The sequence below is a fragment of the Pseudomonas sp. KH_050 genome (assembly GCF_057838875.1).
Genome location: NZ_CM174478.1, coordinates 3,913,583 through 3,936,742, shown reverse-complemented (window position 1 = coordinate 3,936,742; position 23,160 = coordinate 3,913,583). Strand labels below are relative to the sequence as shown.

22 protein-coding genes and 1 pseudogene are annotated in these 23,160 nt (G+C 59.5%); 8 read left to right on the top strand and 15 right to left on the bottom strand.

All coding sequences use genetic code 11. The features are described from left to right. The first annotated feature begins 317 nt into the window (after positions 1 to 317). Together AC3IUA_RS17785 and AC3IUA_RS17780 are read left to right on the top strand one after the other, a co-directional pair. Positions 318 to 671, top strand: coding sequence for a DUF1428 domain-containing protein (locus tag AC3IUA_RS17785; protein WP_489355852.1), 354 nt, complete (start codon positions 318 to 320; stop codon positions 669 to 671). A gap of 189 nt (positions 672 to 860) precedes the next feature. Then, positions 861 to 1,583, top strand: a complete 723-nt coding sequence (locus tag AC3IUA_RS17780) for a GNAT family N-acetyltransferase (RefSeq protein WP_489355850.1) — start codon at positions 861 to 863, stop codon at positions 1,581 to 1,583. A gap of 184 nt (positions 1,584 to 1,767) precedes the next feature. Here AC3IUA_RS17780 and AC3IUA_RS17775 read toward each other — a convergent pair whose 3' ends face one another. The 3 genes from AC3IUA_RS17775 to AC3IUA_RS17765 are packed head-to-tail and all read right to left on the bottom strand — an operon-like array spanning position 1,768 to position 5,083. Further along, positions 1,768 to 2,868, bottom strand: coding sequence for a M48 family metalloprotease (locus tag AC3IUA_RS17775; RefSeq protein ID WP_489355848.1), 1,101 nt, complete (start codon positions 2,866 to 2,868; stop codon positions 1,768 to 1,770). A gap of 28 nt (positions 2,869 to 2,896) precedes the next feature. Then, complete coding sequence (locus AC3IUA_RS17770) at positions 2,897 to 3,346, bottom strand: hypothetical protein (RefSeq protein ID WP_489355846.1); 450 nt, start codon at positions 3,344 to 3,346, stop codon at positions 2,897 to 2,899. 12 nt (positions 3,347 to 3,358) lie between these two features. Next, positions 3,359 to 5,083, bottom strand: a complete 1,725-nt coding sequence (locus tag AC3IUA_RS17765) for a CHASE2 domain-containing protein (protein WP_489355844.1) — start codon at positions 5,081 to 5,083, stop codon at positions 3,359 to 3,361. 332 nt (positions 5,084 to 5,415) lie between these two features. Between AC3IUA_RS17765 and AC3IUA_RS17760 the strand changes: the two genes are divergently transcribed. Then, positions 5,416 to 5,859: a hypothetical protein gene (locus AC3IUA_RS17760; protein ID WP_489355842.1), complete on the top strand. Its 444-nt coding sequence runs from the start codon at positions 5,416 to 5,418 to the stop codon at positions 5,857 to 5,859. A 92-nt stretch (positions 5,860 to 5,951) separates the two neighbouring features. On the opposite strand, the gene AC3IUA_RS17755 is transcribed toward AC3IUA_RS17760, so the two are convergent. The 3 genes from AC3IUA_RS17755 to AC3IUA_RS17745 form a co-directional block, all read right to left on the bottom strand. Continuing rightward, complete coding sequence (locus AC3IUA_RS17755) at positions 5,952 to 6,677, bottom strand: hypothetical protein (RefSeq protein WP_489355840.1); 726 nt, start codon at positions 6,675 to 6,677, stop codon at positions 5,952 to 5,954. Positions 6,678 to 7,089: 412 nt separating this feature from the next. Beyond that, positions 7,090 to 7,419: a hypothetical protein gene (locus AC3IUA_RS17750; RefSeq protein WP_489355838.1), complete on the bottom strand. Its 330-nt coding sequence runs from the start codon at positions 7,417 to 7,419 to the stop codon at positions 7,090 to 7,092. A gap of 623 nt (positions 7,420 to 8,042) precedes the next feature. Next, positions 8,043 to 8,939, bottom strand: a complete 897-nt coding sequence (locus tag AC3IUA_RS17745) for a LysR substrate-binding domain-containing protein (RefSeq protein ID WP_489355836.1) — start codon at positions 8,937 to 8,939, stop codon at positions 8,043 to 8,045. A 76-nt stretch (positions 8,940 to 9,015) separates the two neighbouring features. Between AC3IUA_RS17745 and AC3IUA_RS17740 the strand changes: the two genes are divergently transcribed. Next, positions 9,016 to 9,429: a VOC family protein gene (locus AC3IUA_RS17740; RefSeq protein ID WP_489355834.1), complete on the top strand. Its 414-nt coding sequence runs from the start codon at positions 9,016 to 9,018 to the stop codon at positions 9,427 to 9,429. 67 nt (positions 9,430 to 9,496) lie between these two features. Continuing rightward, complete coding sequence (locus tag AC3IUA_RS17735; RefSeq protein WP_489355832.1) at positions 9,497 to 10,789, top strand: amidase; 1,293 nt, start codon at positions 9,497 to 9,499, stop codon at positions 10,787 to 10,789. A gap of 50 nt (positions 10,790 to 10,839) precedes the next feature. Here the strand turns inward: AC3IUA_RS17735 and AC3IUA_RS17730 are convergent, their stop codons facing one another. Together AC3IUA_RS17730 and AC3IUA_RS17725 are read right to left on the bottom strand one after the other, a co-directional pair. Continuing rightward, positions 10,840 to 12,462, bottom strand: a complete 1,623-nt coding sequence (locus tag AC3IUA_RS17730) for an MFS transporter (RefSeq protein WP_489355831.1) — start codon at positions 12,460 to 12,462, stop codon at positions 10,840 to 10,842. Between the two features lie 266 nt (positions 12,463 to 12,728). Further along, positions 12,729 to 14,381, bottom strand: coding sequence for a GMC family oxidoreductase (locus tag AC3IUA_RS17725; RefSeq protein ID WP_489355829.1), 1,653 nt, complete (start codon positions 14,379 to 14,381; stop codon positions 12,729 to 12,731). Positions 14,382 to 14,515: 134 nt separating this feature from the next. Between AC3IUA_RS17725 and AC3IUA_RS17720 the strand changes: the two genes are divergently transcribed. Continuing rightward, positions 14,516 to 15,430 carry a LysR family transcriptional regulator gene (locus tag AC3IUA_RS17720; RefSeq protein WP_489355827.1) on the top strand — a complete coding sequence of 305 codons (915 nt, stop codon included), beginning with the start codon at positions 14,516 to 14,518 and terminating at the stop codon, positions 15,428 to 15,430. Beyond that, positions 15,431 to 15,573, top strand: a pseudogene (locus tag AC3IUA_RS17715) (zinc-binding dehydrogenase); the annotation flags it as partial. Between the two features lie 14 nt (positions 15,574 to 15,587). On the opposite strand, the gene AC3IUA_RS17710 reads toward AC3IUA_RS17715, so the two are convergent. The 3 genes from AC3IUA_RS17710 to AC3IUA_RS17700 form a co-directional block, all read right to left on the bottom strand. Next, a complete protein-coding gene (locus AC3IUA_RS17710; RefSeq protein WP_489355825.1) occupies positions 15,588 to 16,691 on the bottom strand; it encodes a DNA alkylation repair protein in 1,104 nt (367 codons plus the stop codon). Positions 16,692 to 16,883: 192 nt separating this feature from the next. Further along, entirely contained in the window at positions 16,884 to 18,689 is a 1,806-nt protein-coding gene (locus AC3IUA_RS17705; RefSeq protein ID WP_489355823.1) for a monovalent cation:proton antiporter-2 (CPA2) family protein, read from the bottom strand. 166 nt (positions 18,690 to 18,855) lie between these two features. Continuing rightward, positions 18,856 to 20,178: a diguanylate cyclase domain-containing protein gene (locus AC3IUA_RS17700; RefSeq protein WP_489355821.1), complete on the bottom strand. Its 1,323-nt coding sequence runs from the start codon at positions 20,176 to 20,178 to the stop codon at positions 18,856 to 18,858. Positions 20,179 to 20,381: 203 nt separating this feature from the next. Here AC3IUA_RS17700 and AC3IUA_RS17695 point away from each other — a divergent pair, with 203 nt between their 5' ends. Continuing rightward, positions 20,382 to 20,720, top strand: coding sequence for an FKBP-type peptidyl-prolyl cis-trans isomerase (locus tag AC3IUA_RS17695; protein ID WP_489355819.1), 339 nt, complete (start codon positions 20,382 to 20,384; stop codon positions 20,718 to 20,720). 95 nt (positions 20,721 to 20,815) lie between these two features. On the opposite strand, the gene AC3IUA_RS17690 is transcribed toward AC3IUA_RS17695, so the two are convergent. The 4 genes from AC3IUA_RS17690 to AC3IUA_RS17675 all read right to left on the bottom strand — a co-directional run bounded on the left by AC3IUA_RS17690 (position 20,816) and on the right by AC3IUA_RS17675 (position 23,154). Continuing rightward, complete coding sequence (locus AC3IUA_RS17690; protein WP_489355817.1) at positions 20,816 to 21,388, bottom strand: YceI family protein; 573 nt, start codon at positions 21,386 to 21,388, stop codon at positions 20,816 to 20,818. A 48-nt stretch (positions 21,389 to 21,436) separates the two neighbouring features. After that, entirely contained in the window at positions 21,437 to 21,976 is a 540-nt protein-coding gene (locus AC3IUA_RS17685) for a cytochrome b (protein ID WP_489355815.1), read from the bottom strand. Positions 21,977 to 22,062: 86 nt separating this feature from the next. Further along, positions 22,063 to 22,659, bottom strand: a complete 597-nt coding sequence (locus tag AC3IUA_RS17680) for a cytochrome c3 family protein (protein ID WP_489355813.1) — start codon at positions 22,657 to 22,659, stop codon at positions 22,063 to 22,065. A 9-nt stretch (positions 22,660 to 22,668) separates the two neighbouring features. Continuing rightward, the gene (locus tag AC3IUA_RS17675; protein WP_489355812.1) at positions 22,669 to 23,154 is read right to left on the bottom strand and encodes a nitrate reductase cytochrome c-type subunit; all 486 of its coding nucleotides are present in this window, start codon (positions 23,152 to 23,154) and stop codon (positions 22,669 to 22,671) included. Between the last annotated feature and the right edge of the window lie 6 nt (positions 23,155 to 23,160).

The window sequence follows — 23,160 nt, the reverse complement described above, 5'->3', positions numbered from 1 at the left end:
TCACCTGCTGTTTTTTGCAGTGGGTGTCAGTGCCGCTTTCCAACCGCGGCCATCGCTGTTGCTCAAGCTATTTGGCAATAGCAGCCTGCATTGGTTGCACGCAATGTCGTTCCCCTGAAAGTCGCTTGATCAGCATAGTCATCAAATCGTCGGATCATTCAGATCGGCCGGGAATGGCCGTCGGTCGGCTGGACCAACTCTTCATGTCGATATGACGTCTACCGGATCGACTAACAGGCAGAACGAACTGCAATCGACGAGGCGATCCGCTCGAGGTCGATTGCACCTTTTCACGCAACCCAGGCAGGAGATTGATCATGTCCTATGTCGATGGCTTTGTTGCCGCTGTGCCTACCGCCAACCGCGAAAAATTCAAGCAGCATGCCGAGTCCGCTGCGGCGGTGTTCAAAGAGTACGGCGCATTGAGTGTCGCCGAGTGCTGGGGCGACGACGTGCCCGAAGGCAAGCTGACTTCGTTCCCGATGGCGGTGAAAGTCAAGGAAGACGAGACCGTGGTTTTTTCATGGATCATCTGGCCGTCCCGCCAGACGCGCGACGCGGGTATGCAGAAAGTGATGGCCGACCCAAGGCTGCAACCGGACGTCAACCCGATGCCCTTCGATGGGCAACGGATGATTTTTGGCGGCTTCGAGATGATTGTGAGCGCATAAGCGTCGCAAGCCGATCTCGTTCCACCTGTGAGGTGGAGCGAGATCGGGGCAAGCGCGAACGGCTGATGAGCGAGGGCGATGGGCGAGCCGCGCCGTCCGTTGTCAGCGCAAAGACAGGTTATGATGACCCCGCCCAGCGTTGACCCATGAAGTCACGGGCAAGCCTTAACCCTCGGAGTCAGAAGTTCGATGTTCACGATCACCCTGTTTGAAGCCCCGCCCCCCGAGCCCGTCAAAAGCCAGATCCTGCAGATGGTTGTCGACTACCTCACCGACATCAGCATGGTGGCCATTGCACCCAGCAATCCCCTCTACAACCTGTATCAATACGGTATCGGGTTCGAGGTTCATCTCTACCTGGACGCTATGGATGGTTCCAGGGGCATTCCAGTCGAACTGATCGTGGCCACGGATGCCCAGGACCCTTGCACCGTTGTCGGCTTCTTGCTGTATCTGCCGGTGAAGGACGATCCCGAGGCCTGCGCGGTGGCCTATATGGCCGTGGGGAAAGGCCATCGACGGCAGGGTGTCGCACGCGCGATGCTCCAGCAAATGCTCGGTCGATACCCGCATGCCGAGCTGGCCTGCAGCGTTGGCAAGGTGCCGTGTTTCGAGGCGCTGGGGTTTCAGGTTTTGGGTGCGCGTGGTCCTCAGGTTGTCATGAATACCCGCGACCATGGCACGGACGGCTTATTGGCAGTGTTGGACGTCGCACCGATCTATCGCTCTGTGGAAGTGCGGCAGATTCATACTTATCTGCTTCAACAGCACGGGAAAAAAGCGATGGTGGAGGCCGAGAAGAAGCGTGACCGGCATCTCGACCAGATGACCCGCCACGCGAAGGCCTTTGTGCTGGAGCGTCTTGGCGAGGCCGCGGTGCAAAACACCGTGCGCGGGCCACGCTTGCTCTAGTATGCGTTGAGCCTCTTGCCTGGTTTGAAGCCGGCCAGCATCGTTGTGTGTTGCTCGAGCCAGTCCAGGCGGTACATGGGGGAGTCCTTTCAGGAAGTCAGGGGCTGATGAAACAGCATCCATCCTCCGCAGGCAATCGCCGGGCAACGCCTCACCCCATGCTCGATCAGGATCGACCGGCTGTTCATTTGGCCGCGGTGGTGGTGCTGGTCACCTCCCGATAGATCGCCTGCAGGTTCTCCGTGCGTTCCCGGGTATTGGGGTGGCGCATCACCGGCGAATTGACGATGTCGTGCACGCTTTCGGCCAGTGCCTCGGCATCGTTCTGTGGGGCCTTGGTGGGGGAAGAGGGTTCCATCTTCGGCAGGTCGACCTCGAAGGCGTTGATCGATACGGCCAGCTCCTGACGGTCAGGGTAGACGTGGCTGAGCATTCTGACTGCACAGGAGTCGGCCTGCAGTTCCTGGTCCACGTGATGCTTGGTGAATTGGCCTTTTTCCAGTTTGACCCGATCAACCACTACGGTCGGGTTGTTCTTGGCCGCCTCCAGGGTCTCGACCAGTTCCTTCTTCACCGTGAACGAGTCCACCACCAGACTTTGCATCTCCTTGGTTTCGTGACGCTGCAGTACGTGGGCTACCTCGTGGGCCAGGGCGAAATAGGCCTTGGGCAGGCGCGAGGGGCTGTCGACCAGGCCCTGGTCGAGATACAGGTAGCCACCGGGCAGGGCGAGGGCGTTGCGGTTGGAGGTCTTCAGGATGAACAACTTGAACCGGTAATCGTAGGGTTCGTCGATGCTGGCGAGAATCTCGCGGAGCATTTTGTCGGCGATCGGGTAGTACTTGCGGCCAAGCTTGCTGTCGCGCGACAGGATGTCCGTGCGGGCGTTATGCTGGCGCTGCCCATAGAGTTCCTCGGCGGTCATCGGCATCCAGTTGAGCTGCTTGGCGGCCAGCTTGGTCGAAGCCGAGAGCTTGTCGCCGGTAGCCGGGGCAGGCGCCTTGCCCAGCAGATTGCCGAGCTTGCCGGGCAGGTCCTTGATGCTTTCCTTCATGCTGAACATCGCGACCGAGGCGAAGTTGTCGGTGAGCCGGTAGGGCTGGACCAGGTCCGGGCAGTTCTTGTCGAGTACCACCGAGGCCCTCGGCGAGAGGGTGGTGATCTGTTTCACCCGTACCGCCTCACCCTTGCCGGCGTCGAACGGGTTGGACAGTTGCGATGCGCTGCAGGCGGCCAACAGGGCCACCAGCGTGACTGTCCAAAGGGGAGGAGTGCGCGGTTTCATGAGGCCTCCGCTGGCAGGCGCAAGCCTGTCATTTGAGTTGCTGCTGGAGTTGGCGAATGCGCAAATCCCTGGCGCCGTAGTAACCCTCTTCGTCGAGCGTCGCGGCTTCGTAGAGCAGTCGCTGGTTGGCGTCCGGAACATTTTTCCTGATCTGCTCCAGGCGCCTCTTCACCAGGGGCTCGCTCTGGGCTTCGGCGAGGTTGGCCTGGGCTTCCTGGAGGTTGAATGGACGGTCTTCCTCGAGCTTGCGCCCACCGGCTTTGTGGGTGTTCGTCACGCTGGCGAGGACCGATTCCAGCGAGCCACATTCGACGGGTTCCGATTTGTTACCCATGATTGCGCTCACCAGATTGCCCAAGGCACTGCCCTTGGCCTTGAGGTTTAGCGCTTGCAGCCCCTTGCAGTCCTGAGCGAAAGCGCTGGTACCGCACAGCACAAGCAGTGTGACCGCACACAGATGGAGGGTGGGTCGTTTCATCGTTAGACTCCTTCAGTGATGAGTGAAGATCAGATGCAGGGCAAAACCCAGCAGGACGAAAAGCGCCAGGCGACGCGCTAGCAGGAGCAGAGCGCTGATGTAGTCGGGGTTTACGATATATCCTGCAATGTCGCCGAAGATGAAGTGCAAGCATCGGTCTCGAAGGTTGCGGGAGGGCTTCGGGCGCTGTCGCACCAACTCGGCGGCGGCCTTGGCGAATTGGGTCGGGCCATTCTGGTGGGCAATCATCAAGTCCTTGACCAATATCTCGCGCTGGTGGTCTCCTTCCTTCACGGCTTCGTGCACGGCGCCGACGAAGAAACTCTCGATCAACATCCCGAGCGCGATGGGGATGGGCGAGAGCCAGTAGTTGCTGTTGCTCAAGAGGTAAAGCGAGCCGACAGTGGTCAACATGACCAAAATTATCAGCGCACCACCCAGGAACCACACAAAAATCGTGGAGAACTGGCGTTTCAGGGGGGAGGGGCTGAAACGCATGGAGAAGTAGTGCCGCCAGCAAAAACTGATGATCCCGCCGAAGATCACGGCGATGAGAATTTCCAGGCCGAAGCCGCGCAGATGATCGAACTCGCTCGCTGGATCCACCAGGGACTTAAAGGCCGCCGCATGCACCTCGACGCCGTACATGGTCCCCAGAGGGGTCAGGTAGGTGTCATCCTCGCCGTAGCTGCCACCGAAGAACACCACGGGCAGCTCCCAGGGTAGGGGGTGTCCCGGCCACTCGGAAAACAGTTCGCGTTGTCTTGGCAGTCTGAAGGCCGACACCGGACGCAGTCCCATAACGTATTGCTTGGGGTTGATCAGAAACTCCTTGGATTGAATGGTGTTTCCCAGTTCGTCCCGGCAAGGGTTGGGGCGATCGTTCGTGAGCGTCTTTAAGGCGACTGCCGTGTCTGAGGCGGCTGCCGCGTCCAGGGCGACTGCAGCGTCCAGGGCGGCTGCCGCGAGCTTTTTCTCTAAGTCGCCTGACGGGAGCCTTTTCTCCTCGCATTCGATTTTAGTCACCAGGCCATAACGGATAGGCAGGTTCGGATCACCGAAGACGATGTGCGCGTCCTCCATGGTTTTGCGCCAGTTCTGGATTATTTTCGATGCGTGCGGGTCATTCACGCGAAGCGGGGCCATCAACACTGTCCTGGTTCTGCTCTGGCCATCTATGAGCAGCTGATTCAGCAAATCCTGACAATCGACGCCGCTGCGACTGGAACGGGCCTCTTCCTTTTGCGCAGGAGGCGACAGGTCCAGGTCGATGACCAGCAGTCTGGGCGGTATCGGGAGGTCGTAAAGGAACTTGAGGTCGGCCCACAGTTGGCAGCGATCCAGCGGTGAACGTTCGTGGTAGTCCGTTTCGAAGCTCGACTGGTCGATGAGCACTACCGCAACGGTGGGTTTTTCGGCTTCACTGGACAGGGCTTCTACCGCGCTGAGGTTGCCGATACCGATAAAGGCATAACTGTCGATGGCATCGAGCAGGTGAAAGTGGAGATGGCCGATAGTCACCAGCGAGGCGACAACCAGGGCCCCGGGCAGATGGTGCGAGAGGCGCGCAATCCAGCCTCCCGGCGAGCGCCGAGGCGCCGGCTGCGTTGAGTCGGCTGGATGAAATGCCTTTGGCATTTCCTGGCTCCATACCCAGTAACGCGCTTGCCCAGGGGATTGCCTGGGAACCCTGGCAGGGCCGGGCCGCTGCCGTCTGTGCGCCACTGCCTGGGCCATGGGGGCACCGGCAAGGGGGGTGGGTGTCCAGAGATGGCGAGACGCTATCTGTGAAATCTAGCAGCTATCAAAGGGCTCACAAGTGTAGCTCATCGGCGCCGAAGGCTTAAGGCCGCGGGTGTCAAGGCGCTGAGACACTTGGATCGGTTCCCTCGATCCTTCGTCCGTTTCCACCTGGATCAAATGGAGTGCTGGAAAAGCTGAACATTGGCTATAGGGATTTGCGCAGCGGTCGATTAGCGTTGGGGTTCACTTTTCGAACCGTCATCTCTGGTCGCTGCGCAACGTTGAACGACTGGATTCTGCGCGGCGACACCTGCAAGGAAACCCCGATGAATCTGCAATCCGCAACACCCTTGTTCCAGCGCCCGATACTGGTTTTCGCCGCGGTACTGGGCGTGGCGATGGCCGTCAACGGGGTGTTCATGCTGATTGATCCCGCCCTCTGGTATACCTCGGTGCCGGGTGTCGAGCGCACCGGCTTGTTCAACCAGCATTTCATTCGCGATATTGGCTTGCTCTACGTGGCAATTGGCGCGGCCTTTGTCGGTGGCAGTTTGAGCGCGGTGCATCGGGTTCTGCTCTGGGCTTCGGCGACCACCTGGCTGACCGCCCACGCGCTGTTTCATTTTTGGGAGGTGGCGGCGGGGATCTGTGGTCCGGAGGTGTTGCGGGTGGATTTTCCGGCGGTCACCTTGCCGTCCATTGTCGGTATCTTGCTGACGTTTTGGGCTTGTCGTGAGGCTGGTCGGTCGCGGGGAGTGCCAGCGACGTAGCCAGGAATGTTCGACGCAAGCGAAATCGCCAAGATCGCAGCCTGCGGCAGCTCCTACAGGGAGCTGCTTACGCCTGATCATTTGCGCGATTATCACCCTCTGGGATCACCCGGCAGAAACCGTCCCGTCACTTTGAAAAATGCCGCTGACGTCCGATCACCGGGGGTGCCGTCGACTTTGACGAAGATTCCGGGGAAGGTGTTCAACCAGTTCTGCAACGCGATGGCTTTTGCCAGTTCGGCGGGATCATCGGGTTTCTTGTTGGAGTGGTTCACAATGATCGGCTGGGCGCCCTCGGCAGGGGCGGGCTGGTCCTCGAAGTCGAGGAAGCCGTTCTCCGCCATGCGCCGCAATAACACCGCCGAGCCGCACTGGGCCGAGACTGCGGTTTCCGACCAGGTGCCGTCGGAAATGTACTTGCCGCTTTTGTAATGATTGGAAAAGCTCCATAGGTAGGGGGTTAGCACGTGCGGATGAAAACGCCGATATCCTATGCCGTTGAACAGTTCCAGTTGAAACAAGGTGCCAGGCAGTGTCCAGTCGGTCGCGGGGCCGAGTTTTTTCATGCGCAAGGCATCAGCTGCGCTTTCAGCCCACTTGAACGGCGGGTTGCCCTTGGCCGGCCGGCCTGCCGGAACATGAACGGTGCGCGCCGTGAGCGGGTCGCCGTTATGCAAATGCCCGTCGAAGCGCTGGCTGGCCTCCATGTTGTGAATGACCGCGACAAAACCCCAGGGCACGCCAACTTCATTGGCGACGCTTTGATAAGTGTCCCGGTGCTGGTTGAGGCGCTCGACCAGGGTGTTGACGACCGCCATGCGATCCGGCCGGATCAGGCAGTTATTGAACAATGATTCATATTCAGCCCGTAGTGCAGGGGTTAACTTTAAGGTCGCCATTTTGTGCGCCCCTTTTGATTTGAATAATCAATGGAGTTGCCGGGTCAGTAGCAGAGCAACTAATGAAAGAATAGCTCGTGTTACCAGCATGCAAGACGGCCGGGTTGACTAAGGGACTGAAAAATATTTGTTGTATGCGGCGATAGTTCAAAGGATTCGATACAACATGGAATGCCAACTTAACACGAGTTATCCCCTGTAAGGTTTAATGGATCTCACCGTTAAAAATAAACAGGGTAAAACAGCGCGGCCGCTTTCATTTAAATGAAAGCGGCCGCCGTAGGGTGTTTGCAGAAGCGCATGTCGCTAACAGCGACACCGCAAGGAGTTCTCAGCAATAGCGGTCCAGCAGGTTCATTCCGGATTGATTCTGCAGCAGTTTCCACTCCTCGCTCAAAGTCTGAAAAACCCGGCCAATGAAGTCTTTGTCCGCTGCCGCTTTCTTTCCAACGTAGCCCTGGCCCCGGCGGTACATTTTGAGTCGGGCACGCATGCTTTGATGGGCCTTCTCGAATTCGGCTTCCTGCGAGTACGGCGCGAGGCAATCGATTCGGACTTCACCCGACTTGCAGATCCACAGTACGTGGCTGTCGTGGTTGTCTTTGTGCGATGCGAACAGACGAGCCAGTTCATCAATAGTGGGTTGATTATTCAGATTCATTGGTAAGCCCCTTGACCACTCGTTGATCTTGTCTGGTTGGTTCGCTGAACGATATGGCCAAATGGGCCAATCGTTTCCTGAAGCACCTGTCCGTCAGGTGCAGATCCAGCCTTGGGCTTGATGGATGTAGCATTGATGAAAAGCGACTACGCGGCACTGTCACAACGAGGAGAAGCAGCGCAAACCCGGATGCCCGTACTGACCGTTACGCGGTCAGCCACAAGGATCATGAGGACGTTTCGCCAGCGCTTCTCGTCCATGTGTGGACGGTTCTGCCAGATAAGCTTCATCAATCTGCCTTGTGGGCAGTACATATCAAGGAACAGCTCGGCGGTCTGTCGAGGTGTTCGTAATCCCATGCCAGCTCTCCCGATCCGAGAGACGAGTCGATAATGCAAAAGGACAATCGACACGTCAATAGATTTGTAGTGAATATTTTCAGGTACTACATAATTCTTGGCTATGACCTGCTCCTCCCGCCAAGGCGCCCACTAGAGGGATTCGCTGCGACAGTCAGCCCGTTTCGGTGAAGCGCACAGGTTGCTGCCGGCCTGTGCCAAGGGGCCGGGACGGCAGGCCTTTGGTCCTTTCGATAGGGCCAGGCAGTAGAGGATTTAAAACGATCAAGAACCTGTTAAAAGAGCTTCGGACAAAGCGCCCAACATCCTGGGGCGCTGCGTCTGAGCATGGCTGATCAGCACAATCTCTCTGTCATACCGGTCGATACCTACCCGTTCCACCGCACAGGTATGGCCCCACTGCTCAAACCCGGACCAATAAGGCACAAGACTGACGCCCAGACCCTCGGTCACCAGCATGGCAATGGTTTCCAGCGCGTCCAGATCCACCAGCGGCGTTGGCAGCAAACCATTGTCTGCCAAGTAATGTTCCGCATGTCGTCCGCCCCACGAATCAGGATCGTAGCGAATGTAAGGGTGCGTGAGCAGTTGCGCGGGGATGCTCTGCGGGGAATTTTCCTTCGACAGGAACACCAGCGGCTCTTTTCGCAGCGACACACAATGGAAGACTTTCGGCAGTTCAAAAGGTGGGGCGACCAATATGGCCGCGTCCAGTTCACCTGACTGAAGCGCTTGATACAGCGACCTCGATGTACCCGGCACGATTACCGGTTTGAGGCCCGGCGCCGACTGCGTCAGGGCACGTAATGTACGGGGTAGCAGGCCGGTCAGAACTGTTGAAATCGCGCCTATTCTCAAAGGCCCGGTAAGTCCGTGCGCATCGGCATCTCCCGCCAGCAACGCGACCTCGCGAATAATTCGCTGAGCCCTCGGCAAAAGCCCCAGACAGGCTTCGGTGGGTTTGGCAGCGTGCCCGACGCGGGACAGCAATTCAAAGCCGAGTTGGCGTTCCAACGCGAGAATACGCTGGCTGATTGCGGCCGCCGTCAACCCTTCCGACCGAGCGGCATTGGCTATGGATCCGCAATTCACAACGGTTACAAGGCTTTTGAGATAACGAGTATCCATAAGAATTTCTTTCGACTTTGAAAAAAATAACATGCTATCTCTATCGATGAACAAAGACCAAGCTGGGCTCTGTGCTGCTGTCTCGGCAGTTCCTGCTTGGGAGAAGCGTATGCAGTCGATTTTTCATTTGGCTTATCACGTCCGCGATCTAGAGCTGTCTCGTCGTTTTTATTGCGATTTGCTGGGGTGCAAGGAAGGTCGCAGTACCGATACCTGGATTGACATCGACTTCTTTGGACATCAGTTGTCGTTGCACTTGGGTGAGCCATTTCCTGTAACCAATACAGGGCGTGTTGGCGATCACAGGGTGCCGATGCCTCATCTGGGGGTGATATTGAAAATGCAGGATTGGGTTGTTTTGCGAGATCGCCTGATCGAGAGCAAGGTCAAGTTTGTCCTTGAACCGAGCATTCGTTTTCCAGGGGCGGCCGGTGAACAGGCAACGATGTTTTTCCTTGATCCAGCGGGAAATCCTATCGAGATAAAAGGCTTCGCTGATCTGGCATCGGTTTACGCAATATGAGGCTGCCCATCCCGTTTATAGCAAGACCGCACTATTCGTTGACATCTGCCTGGCGCAAAGGAATGCTATGAATAATTACAATAAAATCGATGCTACTGCTATCGCCGAAAGGGTTCGCTCCGGTGTCGCCAATCCCGAGACGGTCAGCGAACACTTCCTGGAATGTATTGAGTCTCATGAGCCGAGCATCAAGGCATTTGTGTCGTTTGACCCCGACCAGGTACGCAATCAGTCCCGGGAGTTGGCAAAGGTCAAAGCGAAGGGCCTTCTAGCCGGTGTACCGGTGGGTATCAAAGACAACTTCGACACCGTTGATCATCCCACCCGGTTCTACTCTGCGATTTATGCTGAAAATTGCCCATCGCGTGACGCGCACGTTGTTTCGTTGCTACGCCAGGCAGGTGCGGTAATCATGGGGAAGACCCATACCACCGAATTCGCTTACATGCATACGGGGCCGACCCGCAATCCACATGACCTGGACCGAACCCCTGGAAGTTCAAGCGCCGGATCTGCGGCAGGAATGGCTGCCGGCTTTTTCCCGCTGGCGTTGGGAACGCAGACGGCCGGATCACTGATCAAGCCCGCATCGTATTGTGGGCTTTACGCCTTCAAGCCTTCGTTTGGGTTGGTTGCGCTGGAAGGCGTCAAGCCACTGGCACCCAGCTTCGACACTGTGGGTTGGTATGGCCGGTCGGTTCGTGACCTGGAGCTGATGGCACGAGTGTTGATCCCGGGCTTCCCTGGGCTTCCTCGGAAAACCCATTTGTTAACCTTTGGTTTTATTCGTACCGCTCGCTGGAATCAAGTGGATGAGGAAGTGGCTGAGTCCATAGAGCTCGCTATGGAACGTTTACGTTCGGCAGGACATCTGGTGACGGGGGTGCTGTTACCCGACGAGTTTTCTGACGTCTTCGATGACCACCTGTTGATCAATGATTGCGAGGGCGCCCGATCATTTTCCAAAGAGCTGCAGATGCATCCCGACAAGCTGAGCCTGGAACTTCTGGCGATGATAGAACGTGCCGGTTCGACAACGTGGGAACAAGAGTCAGCGGCCAAAAGGCGCCTGGCAAGGTTGGCACCGGTGCTGGAAAAAATCTTCAAGCCCTTTGATGCCATCCTCGGTGCGAGCTGTGGCATCGTCGCACCGTTGGGTCTTGAAGCAACAGGCCCTTCCGATTTCAGCAAGTGCTGGATGGCATTTGGCTTGCCCCAAATAAACATTCCACTGGTTCGAAAGAGCGGTGCTCTACCTGTAGGCCTTCAAGTGATTGGGGGATTCAGGGACGATAGCGCTCTGCTAAGCGCTGCCGGGCAAGTTGATTTCGCGCTGCGAAATGTTAGCGAACCCGCCTGAATCCGCTCCGTCCATGACCTGTGTCCGGTCATGGACGGCTATCCCGGCCGTCAGTTCTTATCGATATCCACGTTTCTGGTTTCCCGCAGGCAGATCATACCCACGACCAGGCTCACCCCGGTGATTACCACCGGGTACCACAGCCCGTAGAAGATATCGCCGGTGTACACCACCAACGCGAAGGACACGGTGGGCAGGAAGCCGCCGAACCAGCCGTTGCCGATGTGGTAGGGCAGGGACATCGAGGTGTAGCGGATGCGGGTCGGGAACAGCTCGACCATCAGCGCCGCCAGCGGGCCGTAGCACATGGCGGCGATACAGGTCAGGGCGACCATCAGCGCGACGATCATCGGTTTGTTGACCTGCTGGACGTCCGCCTTTTGCGGATACCCGGCCAGGGTCACCGCGCCGCGCAACGCTGCTTCGTCGTAACCGTCGATGCGCACGTCACCGATGCTCACTTGCACCTGGCTGCCGGCCGGCGCCGCTGCGCTGCTGTAGGGCAGCCCTTGTTTGACCAGGAAGGTCTTGACCTTGTCGCATGGGCTGTCGAAACGCGCCTTGCCCACCGGGTCGAACTGGAAGGTGCAGGTGGCCGGGTCGGCCAGTACGGTGATCGGTGCCTGACGGCTGGCCAGGTCGATTGCCGGGTTGGCGTAGTGGGCAATGCTCTTGAAGATCGGGAAGTACAACACGGTCGCCAGCAACAGGCCGAGCATCAGGATCGGTTTGCGCCCGACCTTGTCCGACAGCCAGCCGAAGAAGATGAAGAACGGCGCGCCGATCACCACGCTGACGATCAGCAGACCATTGGCCAGGGCCGGGTCCATTTTCAGGAACTGGGTGAGGAAGAACAGCACGTAAAACTGCGCGGCATAGAAGGTCACCGCTTGCCCTGCGTTGATGCTGAACAGCGCGATCAGCACAATCTTGAGGTTTTCCCATTTGCCGAAGGATTCGCGGATCGGCGCCTTGCAGACCTTGCCTTCTTCTTTCATTTTCAGGAAGGCCGGCGACTCATGCAGGCTCATGCGTATCCAGGTGGAAATCCCCAGCAGCACGATCGAAAACAGGAACGGGATGCGCCAGCCCCAGACTTCGAACTGATCACCGGTGAAGTAGCGGCAACCGAGCACCACCAGCAGCGACAACAGCAAGCCAAGGGTGGCGGTGGACTGAATCCAGCTGGTGTGGAACCCGCGCTTGCCGGCCGGTGCGTGCTCGGCGACGTAGGTCGCCGCGCCGCCGTATTCACCGCCCAGGGCCAGGCCCTGGAGCATGCGCAGCACCACCAGGATGATCGGTGCGGCAATGCCGATGCTGGCGTAGGTGGGGAGCAGGCCGACACAGAAGGTCGCCACCCCCATGAGGATGATGGTCGCGAGGAAGGTGTACTTGCGCCCGATCATGTCTCCCAGTCGGCCGAACACCAGTGCGCCGAACGGCCGCACGATGAAGCCCGCGGCAAACGCCATCAGTGCAAAGATGAAGGCGGTGGTGTCGTTGACCCCGGCGAAAAACTGTTTACTGATGACCGCCGCGAGGGCGCCGTAGAGGAAAAAGTCATACCACTCGAACACCGTCCCCAGGGACGAGGCGAAGATGACTTTCTGGGTTTCCTTGCTGGTGGTCGCTCCAAGTGTCGCGTCCAGGGGTTGAGCATGTTCTGACATATCGGTATCCCTTACAGTGATTGTTTTTGTTGTTCCACTGTCGCCGCGATGTTCGGCGCCACGATGTCGGTATTGCGTGATGGAATCTGCGCGTAGGAGCTGCCGAAGGCTGCGATCTTTTGATCTTCAAACCAGTCCCGACAACGCGATGACCGTTGAAAAGATCGCAGCCTGCGTAGGAGCTGCCGCAGGCTGCGATCTTTTGATCTTCAAGCCAGTCCTGACAACACGGTGACCGTTGAAAAGATCGCAGCCTGCGGCAGCTCCTACAAGTGTGGTTCCGTGAGCAGTTCTTCTTCCGGGGCGAGGCTCCTTGTAGTAGGTGCGAGAATCAGCTGGGCGGCTTTCTCGGCGATCATCAGGGTGGGTGAACAGGTATTGCCCGAAGTGATGCGCGGCATGATCGAGGCGTCGGCGATGCGCAGCCCGGGAACACCGTGGACCCGCAACTGCGCGTCGACCACGGCCTCCTTGTCGTTGCCCATGCGGCAGGTGCCGACCGGGTGGAAGATGGTCGTGCCGATCCGGGCCGCCGCTTCGTATAGTTGTTCGTCGGTCTGCAAGGCCTCGCCCGGCAGGTATTCGCTGGGCTTGAACTGCGCCAGGGCCGGCGCCGCGACGATGCGCCGGGTCAGGCGAATGGCCTCGGCAGCGACTCGAAGGTCTTCAGGGTGGCTCAGGTAGTTCGGCTGAATCAGCGGCGCCTCCTGGGGATTGGCAGAGCGGATGTCCACTCGGCCACGGCTCTGCGGACGCAGGTCGCAGACCGACGCGGTAAACGCCGGGAACGCATGCAACGGCTCGCCGAAGCGCTCCAGCGACAGTGGCTGCACATGGTATTCAAGGTTGGCCGAAGTCTGCTCCGGTCCCGAACGGGCGAACGCGCCCAGTTGGCTCGGGGCCATGGACAGCGGGCCGCTGCGGTCATACAGATAGCGCAGGCCCATGCCCATCTTGCCCCACAGGCTGCCGGCGATTTGGTTCAGGGTGCGGGCGTTTTGCAGCTTGTAGATCAGCCGCAGCTGCAAGTGATCCTGCAGATTGCCGCCGACGCCGGGCAGTTCATGGGCAACGCCAATCCCCAAGCGTTGTAACAAGCCGCTCGGGCCGATCCCGGAACGTTGCAGGATGCTCGGCGAGCCGACGGAGCCGGCGCAGAGGACGATTTCCCGCCGCGCCTTCCAGGTTTTCGGCTGGCCTTGCCAGCGGGCGCTGACTGCCGAAGCCCGGCCGTTTTCCAGCAGCACGCGGTCGACTTCGACATCGGTCAGCACGGTGAGGTTGGTTCGGTTGCGGATCGGTTTGAGAAAGGCCTTGGCGGCGTTCCAGCGCACTCCGGCCTTCTGGTTGACCTGGAAGTAACCGCAACCTTCGTTGTCGCCCCGGTTGAAGTCATCGATGCTGGCAATGCCGCTTTGTCCGGCAGCCTCGCGGAATGCATCGAGGATCGGCCACGACAGTCGCTGGCGCTCGATCCGCCATTCCCCCGCAGCGCCGTGAAACTGCGAGTCGCCGGCAAAATGGTTTTCGCTCTGTTTGAACAGAGGCAGCACGTCCTTCCAGGCCCAGCCCGGATTACCGTCGGCGGCCCAGCCATCGTAATCGCTGGCCTGGCCACGCATGTAGATCATGCCGTTGATCGACGAACAGCCGCCGAGTACCTTGCCCCGTGGGTAACTCAGGCTGCGACCTTGCAGGCCGGGTTGTGCTTCGGTCTTGAAGCACCAGTCGGTGCGCGGGTTGCCGATGCAATACAGATAACCGACGGGGATATGAATCCACGGGTAGTTGTCGCGGCCGCCGGCTTCGAGCAGTAACACACGGTGCTCCGGGTTGGCGGACAGTCGATTGGCCAACAAACAGCCGGCCGGCCCGGCACCCACTATCACGTAGTCATATTCATCAACGACAGGCTGCATCCATGACCTCTTCTGTTGTTGTTCTTGTTGTGATTCATCCTAGTTGTTAGCTTTCGTTTAAAGAATGTTAGTTTTTACTCAGTGGCTGTGCGTTTTTAGACAGCTGTATCTTGCGGCGCGTTCAAGGAAGACTCATGTTCGATTGGAATGACCTGCGGTTTTTTCTCGAGTTACAGCGTAGCGGCCGTTTGCTGACCGCGGCCCGCCGGCTGAAAACCACCCACGCCACGGTGGCCCGGCATATCGAGGCGATCGAAAAAAGCCTCGGCACCGCGCTGTTTGTCCAGCACGCCCAGGGCTACCAACTGACGCCCGCCGGCGAGGCGCTGCTCAAGCACGCCGAAGCCATGGAAAACGTCGCCTTGCTGGCGCAGGAGGAAATCACCCGGTCCAGTGCACCGCAGGGCAAGATCCGTGTCGGGGTGACCGAAGGCCTGGGCATCATGTTCCTGGCCAGCCGCATGAACGGCCTGTTCGAGCGCTACCCAGGGCTGGAAGTGGAGCTGGTAGCGGTGCCGCGCTTCGTCAGCATCCTCAACCGCGAAGCGGAAATCAGCATCCACCTCGAACGTCCGACTGTCGACATGCTGGTCACCCGCAAACTCACCGACTACCGCCTGGCGCTGTATGCCAGCCGCGCCTACCTGGACCGCTCGCCAGTGCTGCACAGCCGCGAAGACCTGGCGCGGCATGCCTGGATCGGTTACGTCGATGACTTGCTCTTCAGCCAGGAATTGATGTTCCTCAACAGCTTCTGCCGCAGCCCGCGGGTGGTCTTCCACAGCACCAGCGTGATCGCCCAGCACCAGGCCGCGCGCTCGGGCCTGGGAGTCGCCGTGTTGCCGTGCTACATGGCCAGCAACGATCCGCAACTGGTTCCATTGCTGCCGGCCGAGAGCATCCAGCGCAGCTACTGGATCAGCACCCGACGCGAGCTGCACAAGTCGGTGCGGTTGCGAGTGTTGTGGGATTACGTGGTGGAGTTGTGTGAGCGCGAGCAGGCGCTGTTGCTCGGTCCGGACCAGGCGCTTTATCGTTTGCCTGAGTAAAGGCAGTTGGGCGCGACCCATGTGGTCGACTTCAAGGACGGCAATGTGGTCGAACGCATCATGCCATCACCCATAGCCTTGGCGTTGACGTGGCGATTGAAGCCTTGGGGACCCAGGGCACTTTCGAATCGGCGCTGCGAGTGCGCTGCCGAGGGCGCTAATCGAGAATCTCGAAGGCGCTGCTGGCCAAGCGTTCGCCGTTCACCAGGATGTGCACGGCGTGCTTGCCGGCATAGTGTTTGCGGGTGGTCAGCTCGCGAATGTGCTGGGCGCGGCTGAGGTTTTCCCTGGCGTTGGCAGCCAGGGTCAGGCCCTTGAGCTTGAAGACTTTCGCCGAGGTGCTGCCTGAGGCTTTGACGTAATCGATGGCGTAGTCGACCACCAGTCGCTGGCTGTCGCTCAGGGTCGACTTCAGGGTGAAGGACAGAGTGATTTTTTCGCCCAGGCGAATCACTGGCGGTTCGATCTTCAGTTGCTGGATTTCGACTTGCGGTTTGCCTCCGGCTCCGATGATCGCCAGTGCCCGCTGGTTGCCTTGCTTGATCAGGCTGCGCAAGGCGTGTCTGGCGATCCAGGCGGTGCGCGGGTCTTCCAGGGACCAGCCTTCGATCAGCTCGAGCACCCACTGCGGGTGATCCTTGGTGATGTCGTTAAGGTGATTGGCCACGGACTTGCGTACGTACAGGCTGCTGTCGGCGTTCAGGTTGTCGAGGATCGAGGCTGCCAACGATGGGTCTGCTTGCACCTGTTCCAGGCGAAATGACCAGGGCAGGCGCGGGCGGCTGCCTTCGCTGGCCAGGCGCCGGACATGCTCGTTATCGTCCAGCGACCACAGGTTCATCAGCGCCAGGGCGCGCTCAAAGTCGCTGCGCAGGAAATGCCGCACCGCAAATTCCGAAGAGCCGAACGCGGTGAAGTACTTGAGCGCCTCCATTGACAGCTCGAACGCGTGGGCGCCATAAGCGGCGACGTAATGGGGCAGGAACAGGCTGACGAAACGGCTGTTCAGTCGCGGGGCCAGCGCGCGAAGGAGCTCCAGTGTGTGTTCGTAGTCGAGGGCAATCACCGCGTGCAGACAGTCGCTGACCCGGGCCAGGCGTTGCATCACCGATAACTCGGCAAGACCGTCATTGGCGAGTGTGAGGAAGGCTTTAGCATTGAACGCCGGATAAACCGCGGTCATCTCGGTGGCGATATGCTGGAGACGCTCGGCGTTGAAGATTTCCTTGAGGGCAGGGGAGCTTTGGTCGGCGGTGGTCATCATGGATTCCATTCAGGGCGTCGGGCACAGTACCTGTGGCGAGGGAGCTTGCTCGCGCTCGGCTGCGAAGCAGTCGTAAAACTATCTGAAGACACGCGGTGACTGATTTTAGGGCCGCTTCGCGCCCCAGCGGGAGCAAGCTCCCTCGCCACAATTGATCTTCCGTTCATAAATTTTGTTTACTGATTGGCATCACCCCTTGGCCTGTTCCTCCAGCTGATCCGCCTCGAACAGTCGCGCCAGTTCCCCCCGGGCTTCCTGGGCGGTTTGCAGCACCTTGGCGGCATCATCATAGACTGCATGCTGGGCCTCCAGCACCTGTTCGTCGTGGTGGGTGAAGCGCTTGATGCGGGCATCGGCCTGGGTCTGGCTAAGGCCGAGCCCGACCAGCGTGCGACGGCTCATCTCCAGGCTTGAATAGTAGGTTTCCCGCACCGCTTGCGCACCGACATCCACCAGCCGATGAACGTGCTGGCGGTTGCGCGCGCGGGCGATGATTTTCATCTGCGGGTAGAGTTTGCGCACCAGTTCGGCGGTCTTGATATTGGTGTCCGGGTCGTCGGTGGCGATCACGAAAAATTCCGCCTGCTCGACCTTGGCGGCCTTCAGAATCTCCGGGCGCATCGGATCGCCGTAGAACACCGGCACCCCGCCAAAACTGCGGGACAGTTCAATGGTTTCCACCGAAGTGTCGAGGGCCACGAACTTGATATTCTGCGCCCGCAGGATCCGCGCGACGATCTGCCCCATGCGGCCCATGCCGGCGATCACCACCCGCGGCGCATCAGCGTCAATGTCGCGGAATTCCGGCGGCATGCTCACCGGTTTTACTGCCGGCTTGACCAGTCGCGCGCACAACAGCAGCAGGAGCGGCGTCAGCGCCATCGACAGGGTAATGGTCAGCACCAGCAGATCGTACAGATGGGGCTCGAACAGGCCCTGATCGCGGCCGATCTTGAACACCACGAAGGCGAATTCACCGCCGGCCGCCAGCACGATGCCCAGGCGTATGGCATTCACTCGACCCAGTCCGCCGGCCAGCCGGCCGACGACAAACAACAGCGGCAGCTTGATCAGGATCAGCAACAAGGTCAGCCCCAGCACCGCGGCCGGCGCGCTGAACAATAGGCTGATATTGGCACCCATGCCGACGCTGATGAAAAACAACCCGAGCAACAACCCTTTGAACGGTTCGATCTGCGCTTCCAGTTCGTGACGGTATTCCGAGTCGGCCAGCAGCAAACCAGCGAGGAACGCTCCGAGTGCCATCGACACGCCCACCAGGTCCATCAGCCACGCGGTGCCGATCACTACCAGCAGCGCGGTGGCGGTGGAAACTTCCGGCAGACCGGTCTTGGCCACCACGCGAAACACCGGGCGCAGCAAATACCGTCCGCCGATGACCACCACGGCGATGCTGCCGAGCACCTGCAGGCCGTGATTCAAGTCTTGGGTGGCAGTGGTGCTGTGATCGCCACCGGCCAGCAGCGGCACCATGGCGATCAAGGGGATCGCGGCGATGTCCTGGAACAACAGAATCGCGAACGCCAGCCGCCCATGGGGGCTGGTCAGCTCCTTGCGCTCGGCCAGGCTCTGCAGGCCAAACGCGGTGGACGACAACGCCAGGCCCAGGCCCAGCACGATGGCGCTATTGAGCGGTTGACCGAAGACGAACAAGGCAAGGACGCCGATCACCGACCCGGTCAGCAATACCTGCGCCAGGCCCACGCCGAACACCGATTTGCGCATCACCCACAGCCGTCGCGGCGAGAGCTCCAGGCCAATGATGAACAGCAGCAACACCACCCCCAGTTCGGAGATATGGCTGACGCTTTGTGGGTTGCCGATCAGCCCCAGCACCGACGGGCCGATGATCACCCCGGCAAACAGATAGCCCAGTACCGCGCCCAATTGCAGGCGCTTGGCCAAGGGAACGGCCAGCACCGCCGCGAACAGAAAAACCACGGCGGCTTGCAACAGGTTGCCTTCATGGGGCATGGATGACTCCTGGGTGATTCGCACTATTGATGCAGACTGGCGCGGCCAGTCCTGGTTGAGTGCGGATTCTACCGGGGTGGGGGGGGATAGTGCAGCGGGGAAGGGGACTGCTACGGGCTCGGCAGCTGCTACGGACTCAGCCCTACGCCGTATTTCAATGGGCCAGTTATTCCGCCTGGACCCGCAACGTAGCTTCCTTGCCTAGCCGATACTGGTTGTTCCCGCTGCGCTTGGCCTCGTACATCGCCAGGTCGGCGATGTGGATGAGTGTGTCCATGCTCGGGGCGTGATCCGGGAATACCGCGACACCAAGGCTGGTGCCGATGTGCCGTTGGTCATTGCCGATGGTGACAGGGGGTGATAGCTCGACGAAGATTTTTTCGCAAATGCTGTGGGCTTCATCTTGCAGGCTCTTGCCTTGGGGCAGGCCTTCGAGAATGACCACGAATTCGTCGCCGCCGATTCGCGCGACGGTGTCGGTTGAGCGAAGGATTTTCTTCAGGCGGGTAGCGGTGGTAACCAGCACCCGGTCTCCGGCGGCGTGACCGAAATGGTCGTTGATTTCTTTGAAGCTGTTGAGGTCGACAAACACCAGGATCACCCGTGTATCGTTCAGCCGAGCCTGTTCCAGGGCCTTGGACAAGCGGGCCTCGAGGGCCAGGCGGTTGGGCAGGCCGGTCAGCGGATCGAAGTGGGCCAGGTGCTGCAGGTGGCTGGCCGAGGCCCTTTCCTCGGTAATGTCGCGAACCACGCCCATCATTTTTACCGTCGAATCGTCGGTGTTCTTCACCACATTGCCGGTTTCCCGCAGCCAATGGAGGCTGCCGTCCGGCCAGATGACCCGGTATTCCTCGTCATGGTTCTCGCCGGTTTCAAGGCAGCGCAACTCACCGGCTCGTACCCGGGCCCGATCATCCGGGTGCACGCAGCTGCAGAACAGTTCATAGGACGGCGTCACCTCGCCGACCTTGTAGCCGAACATGCCGTAGATCGCTTCTGACCAATACAGCTGCTCGGTATCGACATCCCAGTCCCAGGTGCCGATGCGGGCGAAATACTGGCTGCGTTTGTAGCGTTCGGCATCCTCGAACGAGTGACCGTATTGCTTGCTGCGATGAACCAGCACGACGCAATTGGCGCTGTCGGTCGCAGGCAGGCGAGTGACCTCGATCGCCCGCTGTTGGCCATTGGCGCGGGTGGCCAGGGTGCGTTGACGTTGCTCCAGGGTGTCATTCAAATGCGGTAACCACCTGGACAGTGGCGAGCCGACCAGGAGGGCGTCGTCGCTATCCAGTAGCCGCGCTGCCGCGCTGTTCTGCTGCCGGATGAGACCATCGGCGCCAACCAGAATCACCCCGTCCGGCAGGCGTTCGAGCAGTTCGCGATACTGGGCCAGGCGGTTTTTCAGGCGCCGCTCACGACGAGCCCATACGACAATGGCCGTCAGTATCAGTAGAACAGCGCAAAAGTTGAGCGAGGCATAGCTCATGTGAACACTGACGACATGGAGTATTGAAACCCTGCTGGTAAATGGCCATCGGCTATCTTAGTCCTCGCCCTTGAGTGCAGCAGGTATTTTTTGCGAAAGCCGCGAGACAGCTACGGCACTCATGAAGGTTGCCAACCCGCGAAAATTCTGGGAAAACCTGCCGCAGGAGCCAGACAGGGCTACCGAATCGACGAGAGTGAGTGATGAGCAGCGAATTGCAGGTGATAGACATTCAACTGGGTGAAGGCAAAGAAGTGGTTAAAGGCGCCTTGATTACCACCCAATACCGCGGTTTTCTCGAGGATGGCACCCCGTTCGACTCCTCCTATGAGCGCGGCAAGCCGTTCCAGTGCGTGATTGGCACAGGAAGGGTGATCAAGGGCTGGGATCTCGGGCTGATGGGCATGCGAGTCGGCGGCAAGCGCAAACTCTGGGTGCCGGCGCATCTGGCCTACGGCGATCGCTCGATGGGCGCGATCACCCCCAACTCAGACCTGACCTTCGAGATCGAGCTGCTGGAAGTGCTGACCCGCGACGACTGATGATCCGGTGAGGGAACACTTCCAGGCTGTTCAGCACTCAATGAAATCGGAATACCCCTATTAAACACTATGCCCATTGAGAGGACCTGTAATGGTTACTGCTCGGGGGCGACGACGCGGAATTTGATCAGGATTTCGTTGGATATGATCCCGATATCCGCCCACTCGCCTTCACCAATGCTGAAATCGGCGCGATTGAGGATGAACTCGCCACTGAACACGCCGATGGAGTGCTGCGGCTTCAAGACGACCAATGCGTTGACGTCACGGGTGCGGCCCTTGAGCGCGAGCTTGCCGGAGATCTGGTAACGGTTGTTGTCGAGCACCTTGACGCTGCTCGACTCAAACTTCGCCACGGGATACACCGCCGTGTTGAACCAGGCGGGTTTCTGCAGCTCGCTGTTGGCGTCGCTGGTGCCGGCGTCGATGCTGTCGAGCTGGATGGTCAGCTCGGCGTGGGCCGCTGTGGGGTTTGCCGAGTCGAAATCGAGCGTGGCGTCGAACTTGCCGAACGTGCCATACACTCGCGCGCCCATCTGGGTATAGGTGAAGGAGATCTGACTGGCAACGGGATTCACGTGTTTGTACTGGACGGCATGGGCACCGGTCAGGGGCCAGAACATGAGTGCGACGACCAGGGCGGCAGAACGCAGGAACCGATCATTCATGGGACTCTCCGGCCGGAGCACGAGCTTCATTGACTGAAATACCCTGGGTCAGCCCTTGTTCCTGAGCGGCAGCATGCGCGTGAGCACGTCATTGCGATCGATGAAGTGATGCTTGAGCGCAGCGCCCGTATGGACGATCACCAAGCCAAGCAAGATGTAGTTAAGCACCTCATGCAGTTCCTGCAGACGCTCGCCCAGCGCGGCATCTTTGTCCAGCAGATCGGGCAGCGGCAGGACCCCGAACCAGGCCGTCTGGAAACCTTGCGCCGAACTCATCAGCCAGCCACTGAGGGGAATCGCGATCATCAGTGCATACAGCAACCAATGCATGACCAGCGAGGCGAAACGCAATGCCGCGGGTATGCTCGTCGGCAACGGCGGCGCGGGATGCAGCAGACGCCAGGCGAGACGCAGCAGTACCAGCAGGAACAGGGTCACGCCGGCCCACTTGTGCCATGAGTAGAGCTTGAGCTTGGTCGGCGACAGCGCAAGGTCGGGCATGTAGAAGCCAATCGCGAAGGCGCCGATCAGCCCCAGTGCCATCAGCCAGTGGAGGGCAATCGCGGTGGTCGTGTAACGCGGGTTCATGAGTGTTGCGCCTCGGCTGGTCGGGTTCCCGAAAAACCAGCCATGAGCCTGTAGAACCTGGTCGTGTGGGCTGAGCCGGCCGCTGTTTACCAGCCCTTGACCCCACTCATGTCTGGCAGTTTGTGCGCGATGCCCTTGTGGCAGTCGATGCAGGTCGCCTGGCCAGCGGCCAATGACGTGGAGTGCATGCTCGCGGCGCGCTTGCTCTGGCGGGTGAAGTCCATGAACTGGAAGTTGTGGCAGTTGCGGCACTCCAGCGAATCATTGGCTTTGAGCCTGGCCCATTCGTGTTCGGCCAGTTCGCGGCGCATGCCGAGGAATTTTTCGCGGGTACTGATGGTGCCGAAAATCTTGCCCCAGACCTCTTTGGAGGCCTGCATCTTGCGCGCGATCTTGTGGGTCCATTCGTGGGGCACGTGGCAGTCCGGGCAGGTGGCGCGTACGCCGGAGCGGTTGCTGTAGTGAATGGTCTCCTGCAATTCGACAAAAACGTTGTCGCGCATTTCGTGGCAGGAGGTGCAGAACTTCTCGGTATTAGTCGCCTCGAGCGCGGTGTTGAAGCCACCCCAGAAAATGACTCCGGCGATAAACCCGCCGAGCGTGAGGAACCCCAGGCTGTAATGGACGCTGGGACGACGCAAGACGCCCCAGTAGTCCTTGAGCAGGGCGAGCAATGATTTCATGACCTCTCCTCAGGGTTTCGCTGGCGCGCTGGCTTCGTCTTGCAACAACTTGTCGATGTTCTCGAAACTGTTGCCCACCAGGGGCGCGACCTCTTTTTGCGGGACATGGCACTGATTGCAGAAGTAGCGGCGCGGCGACACCGCGGCAAGAGCCTGGCCGTCGCGATCCATATAGTGGGTGATGCTGACCATCGGTGCCTGGCTGCGCGCGCTGTTGGCGCGGCTGTGGCAGGACAGGCATTTGTTGCTGTTCTTGTCGACTTGATAACCGCGGATGCTGTGGGGAATGGTCGGCGGCTGGTCCGGGTAATTGCGCTCGCGTTTGAGGTCCTTGTTCTCGTCGTTCGCGATGGGTGGCGCTGGCGAGTTTTGCGTCAGTGTCCCGCCAGGTCGGCGGCCGTCCGGCCCGGGGGCGTCCAGCGGGTAGTTGAGCTCGGCCGCGACAGCCAGGCCGAAGGCAGCAAGCAATAGCACGGGTAGCAAGCGGTAACTCATGAAGGT

What these genes read in the sequence shown, in the direction of transcription:
- AC3IUA_RS17765 (WP_489355844.1), bottom strand. Translation starts at nt 5,083, where the DNA reads ATGGCCCAGGCAGTGGCGCACAGACGGCAGCGGCCCGGCCCTGCCAGG.
- AC3IUA_RS17750 (WP_489355838.1), bottom strand. Translation starts at nt 7,419, where the DNA reads ATGAATCTGAATAATCAACCCACTATTGATGAACTGGCTCGTCTGTTC.
- AC3IUA_RS17695 (WP_489355819.1), top strand. Translation starts at nt 20,382, where the DNA reads ATGAGCAGCGAATTGCAGGTGATAGACATTCAACTGGGTGAAGGCAAA.
- AC3IUA_RS17725 (WP_489355829.1), bottom strand. Translation starts at nt 14,381, where the DNA reads ATGCAGCCTGTCGTTGATGAATATGACTACGTGATAGTGGGTGCCGGG.
- AC3IUA_RS17730 (WP_489355831.1), bottom strand. Translation starts at nt 12,462, where the DNA reads ATGTCAGAACATGCTCAACCCCTGGACGCGACACTTGGAGCGACCACC.
- AC3IUA_RS17745 (WP_489355836.1), bottom strand. Translation starts at nt 8,939, where the DNA reads ATGTTATTTTTTTCAAAGTCGAAAGAAATTCTTATGGATACTCGTTAT.
- AC3IUA_RS17775 (WP_489355848.1), bottom strand. Translation starts at nt 2,868, where the DNA reads ATGAAACCGCGCACTCCTCCCCTTTGGACAGTCACGCTGGTGGCCCTG.
- AC3IUA_RS17740 (WP_489355834.1), top strand. Translation starts at nt 9,016, where the DNA reads ATGCAGTCGATTTTTCATTTGGCTTATCACGTCCGCGATCTAGAGCTG.
- AC3IUA_RS17700 (WP_489355821.1), bottom strand. Translation starts at nt 20,178, where the DNA reads ATGAGCTATGCCTCGCTCAACTTTTGCGCTGTTCTACTGATACTGACG.
- AC3IUA_RS17755 (WP_489355840.1), bottom strand. Translation starts at nt 6,677, where the DNA reads ATGGCGGTCGTCAACACCCTGGTCGAGCGCCTCAACCAGCACCGGGAC.
- AC3IUA_RS17710 (WP_489355825.1), bottom strand. Translation starts at nt 16,691, where the DNA reads ATGACCACCGCCGACCAAAGCTCCCCTGCCCTCAAGGAAATCTTCAAC.
- AC3IUA_RS17705 (WP_489355823.1), bottom strand. Translation starts at nt 18,689, where the DNA reads ATGCCCCATGAAGGCAACCTGTTGCAAGCCGCCGTGGTTTTTCTGTTC.
- AC3IUA_RS17720 (WP_489355827.1), top strand. Translation starts at nt 14,516, where the DNA reads ATGTTCGATTGGAATGACCTGCGGTTTTTTCTCGAGTTACAGCGTAGC.
- AC3IUA_RS17785 (WP_489355852.1), top strand. Translation starts at nt 318, where the DNA reads ATGTCCTATGTCGATGGCTTTGTTGCCGCTGTGCCTACCGCCAACCGC.
- AC3IUA_RS17770 (WP_489355846.1), bottom strand. Translation starts at nt 3,346, where the DNA reads ATGAAACGACCCACCCTCCATCTGTGTGCGGTCACACTGCTTGTGCTG.
- AC3IUA_RS17680 (WP_489355813.1), bottom strand. Translation starts at nt 22,659, where the DNA reads ATGAAATCATTGCTCGCCCTGCTCAAGGACTACTGGGGCGTCTTGCGT.
- AC3IUA_RS17675 (WP_489355812.1), bottom strand. Translation starts at nt 23,154, where the DNA reads ATGAGTTACCGCTTGCTACCCGTGCTATTGCTTGCTGCCTTCGGCCTG.
- AC3IUA_RS17735 (WP_489355832.1), top strand. Translation starts at nt 9,497, where the DNA reads ATGAATAATTACAATAAAATCGATGCTACTGCTATCGCCGAAAGGGTT.
- AC3IUA_RS17685 (WP_489355815.1), bottom strand. Translation starts at nt 21,976, where the DNA reads ATGAACCCGCGTTACACGACCACCGCGATTGCCCTCCACTGGCTGATG.
- AC3IUA_RS17760 (WP_489355842.1), top strand. Translation starts at nt 5,416, where the DNA reads ATGAATCTGCAATCCGCAACACCCTTGTTCCAGCGCCCGATACTGGTT.
- AC3IUA_RS17780 (WP_489355850.1), top strand. Translation starts at nt 861, where the DNA reads ATGTTCACGATCACCCTGTTTGAAGCCCCGCCCCCCGAGCCCGTCAAA.
- AC3IUA_RS17690 (WP_489355817.1), bottom strand. Translation starts at nt 21,388, where the DNA reads ATGAATGATCGGTTCCTGCGTTCTGCCGCCCTGGTCGTCGCACTCATG.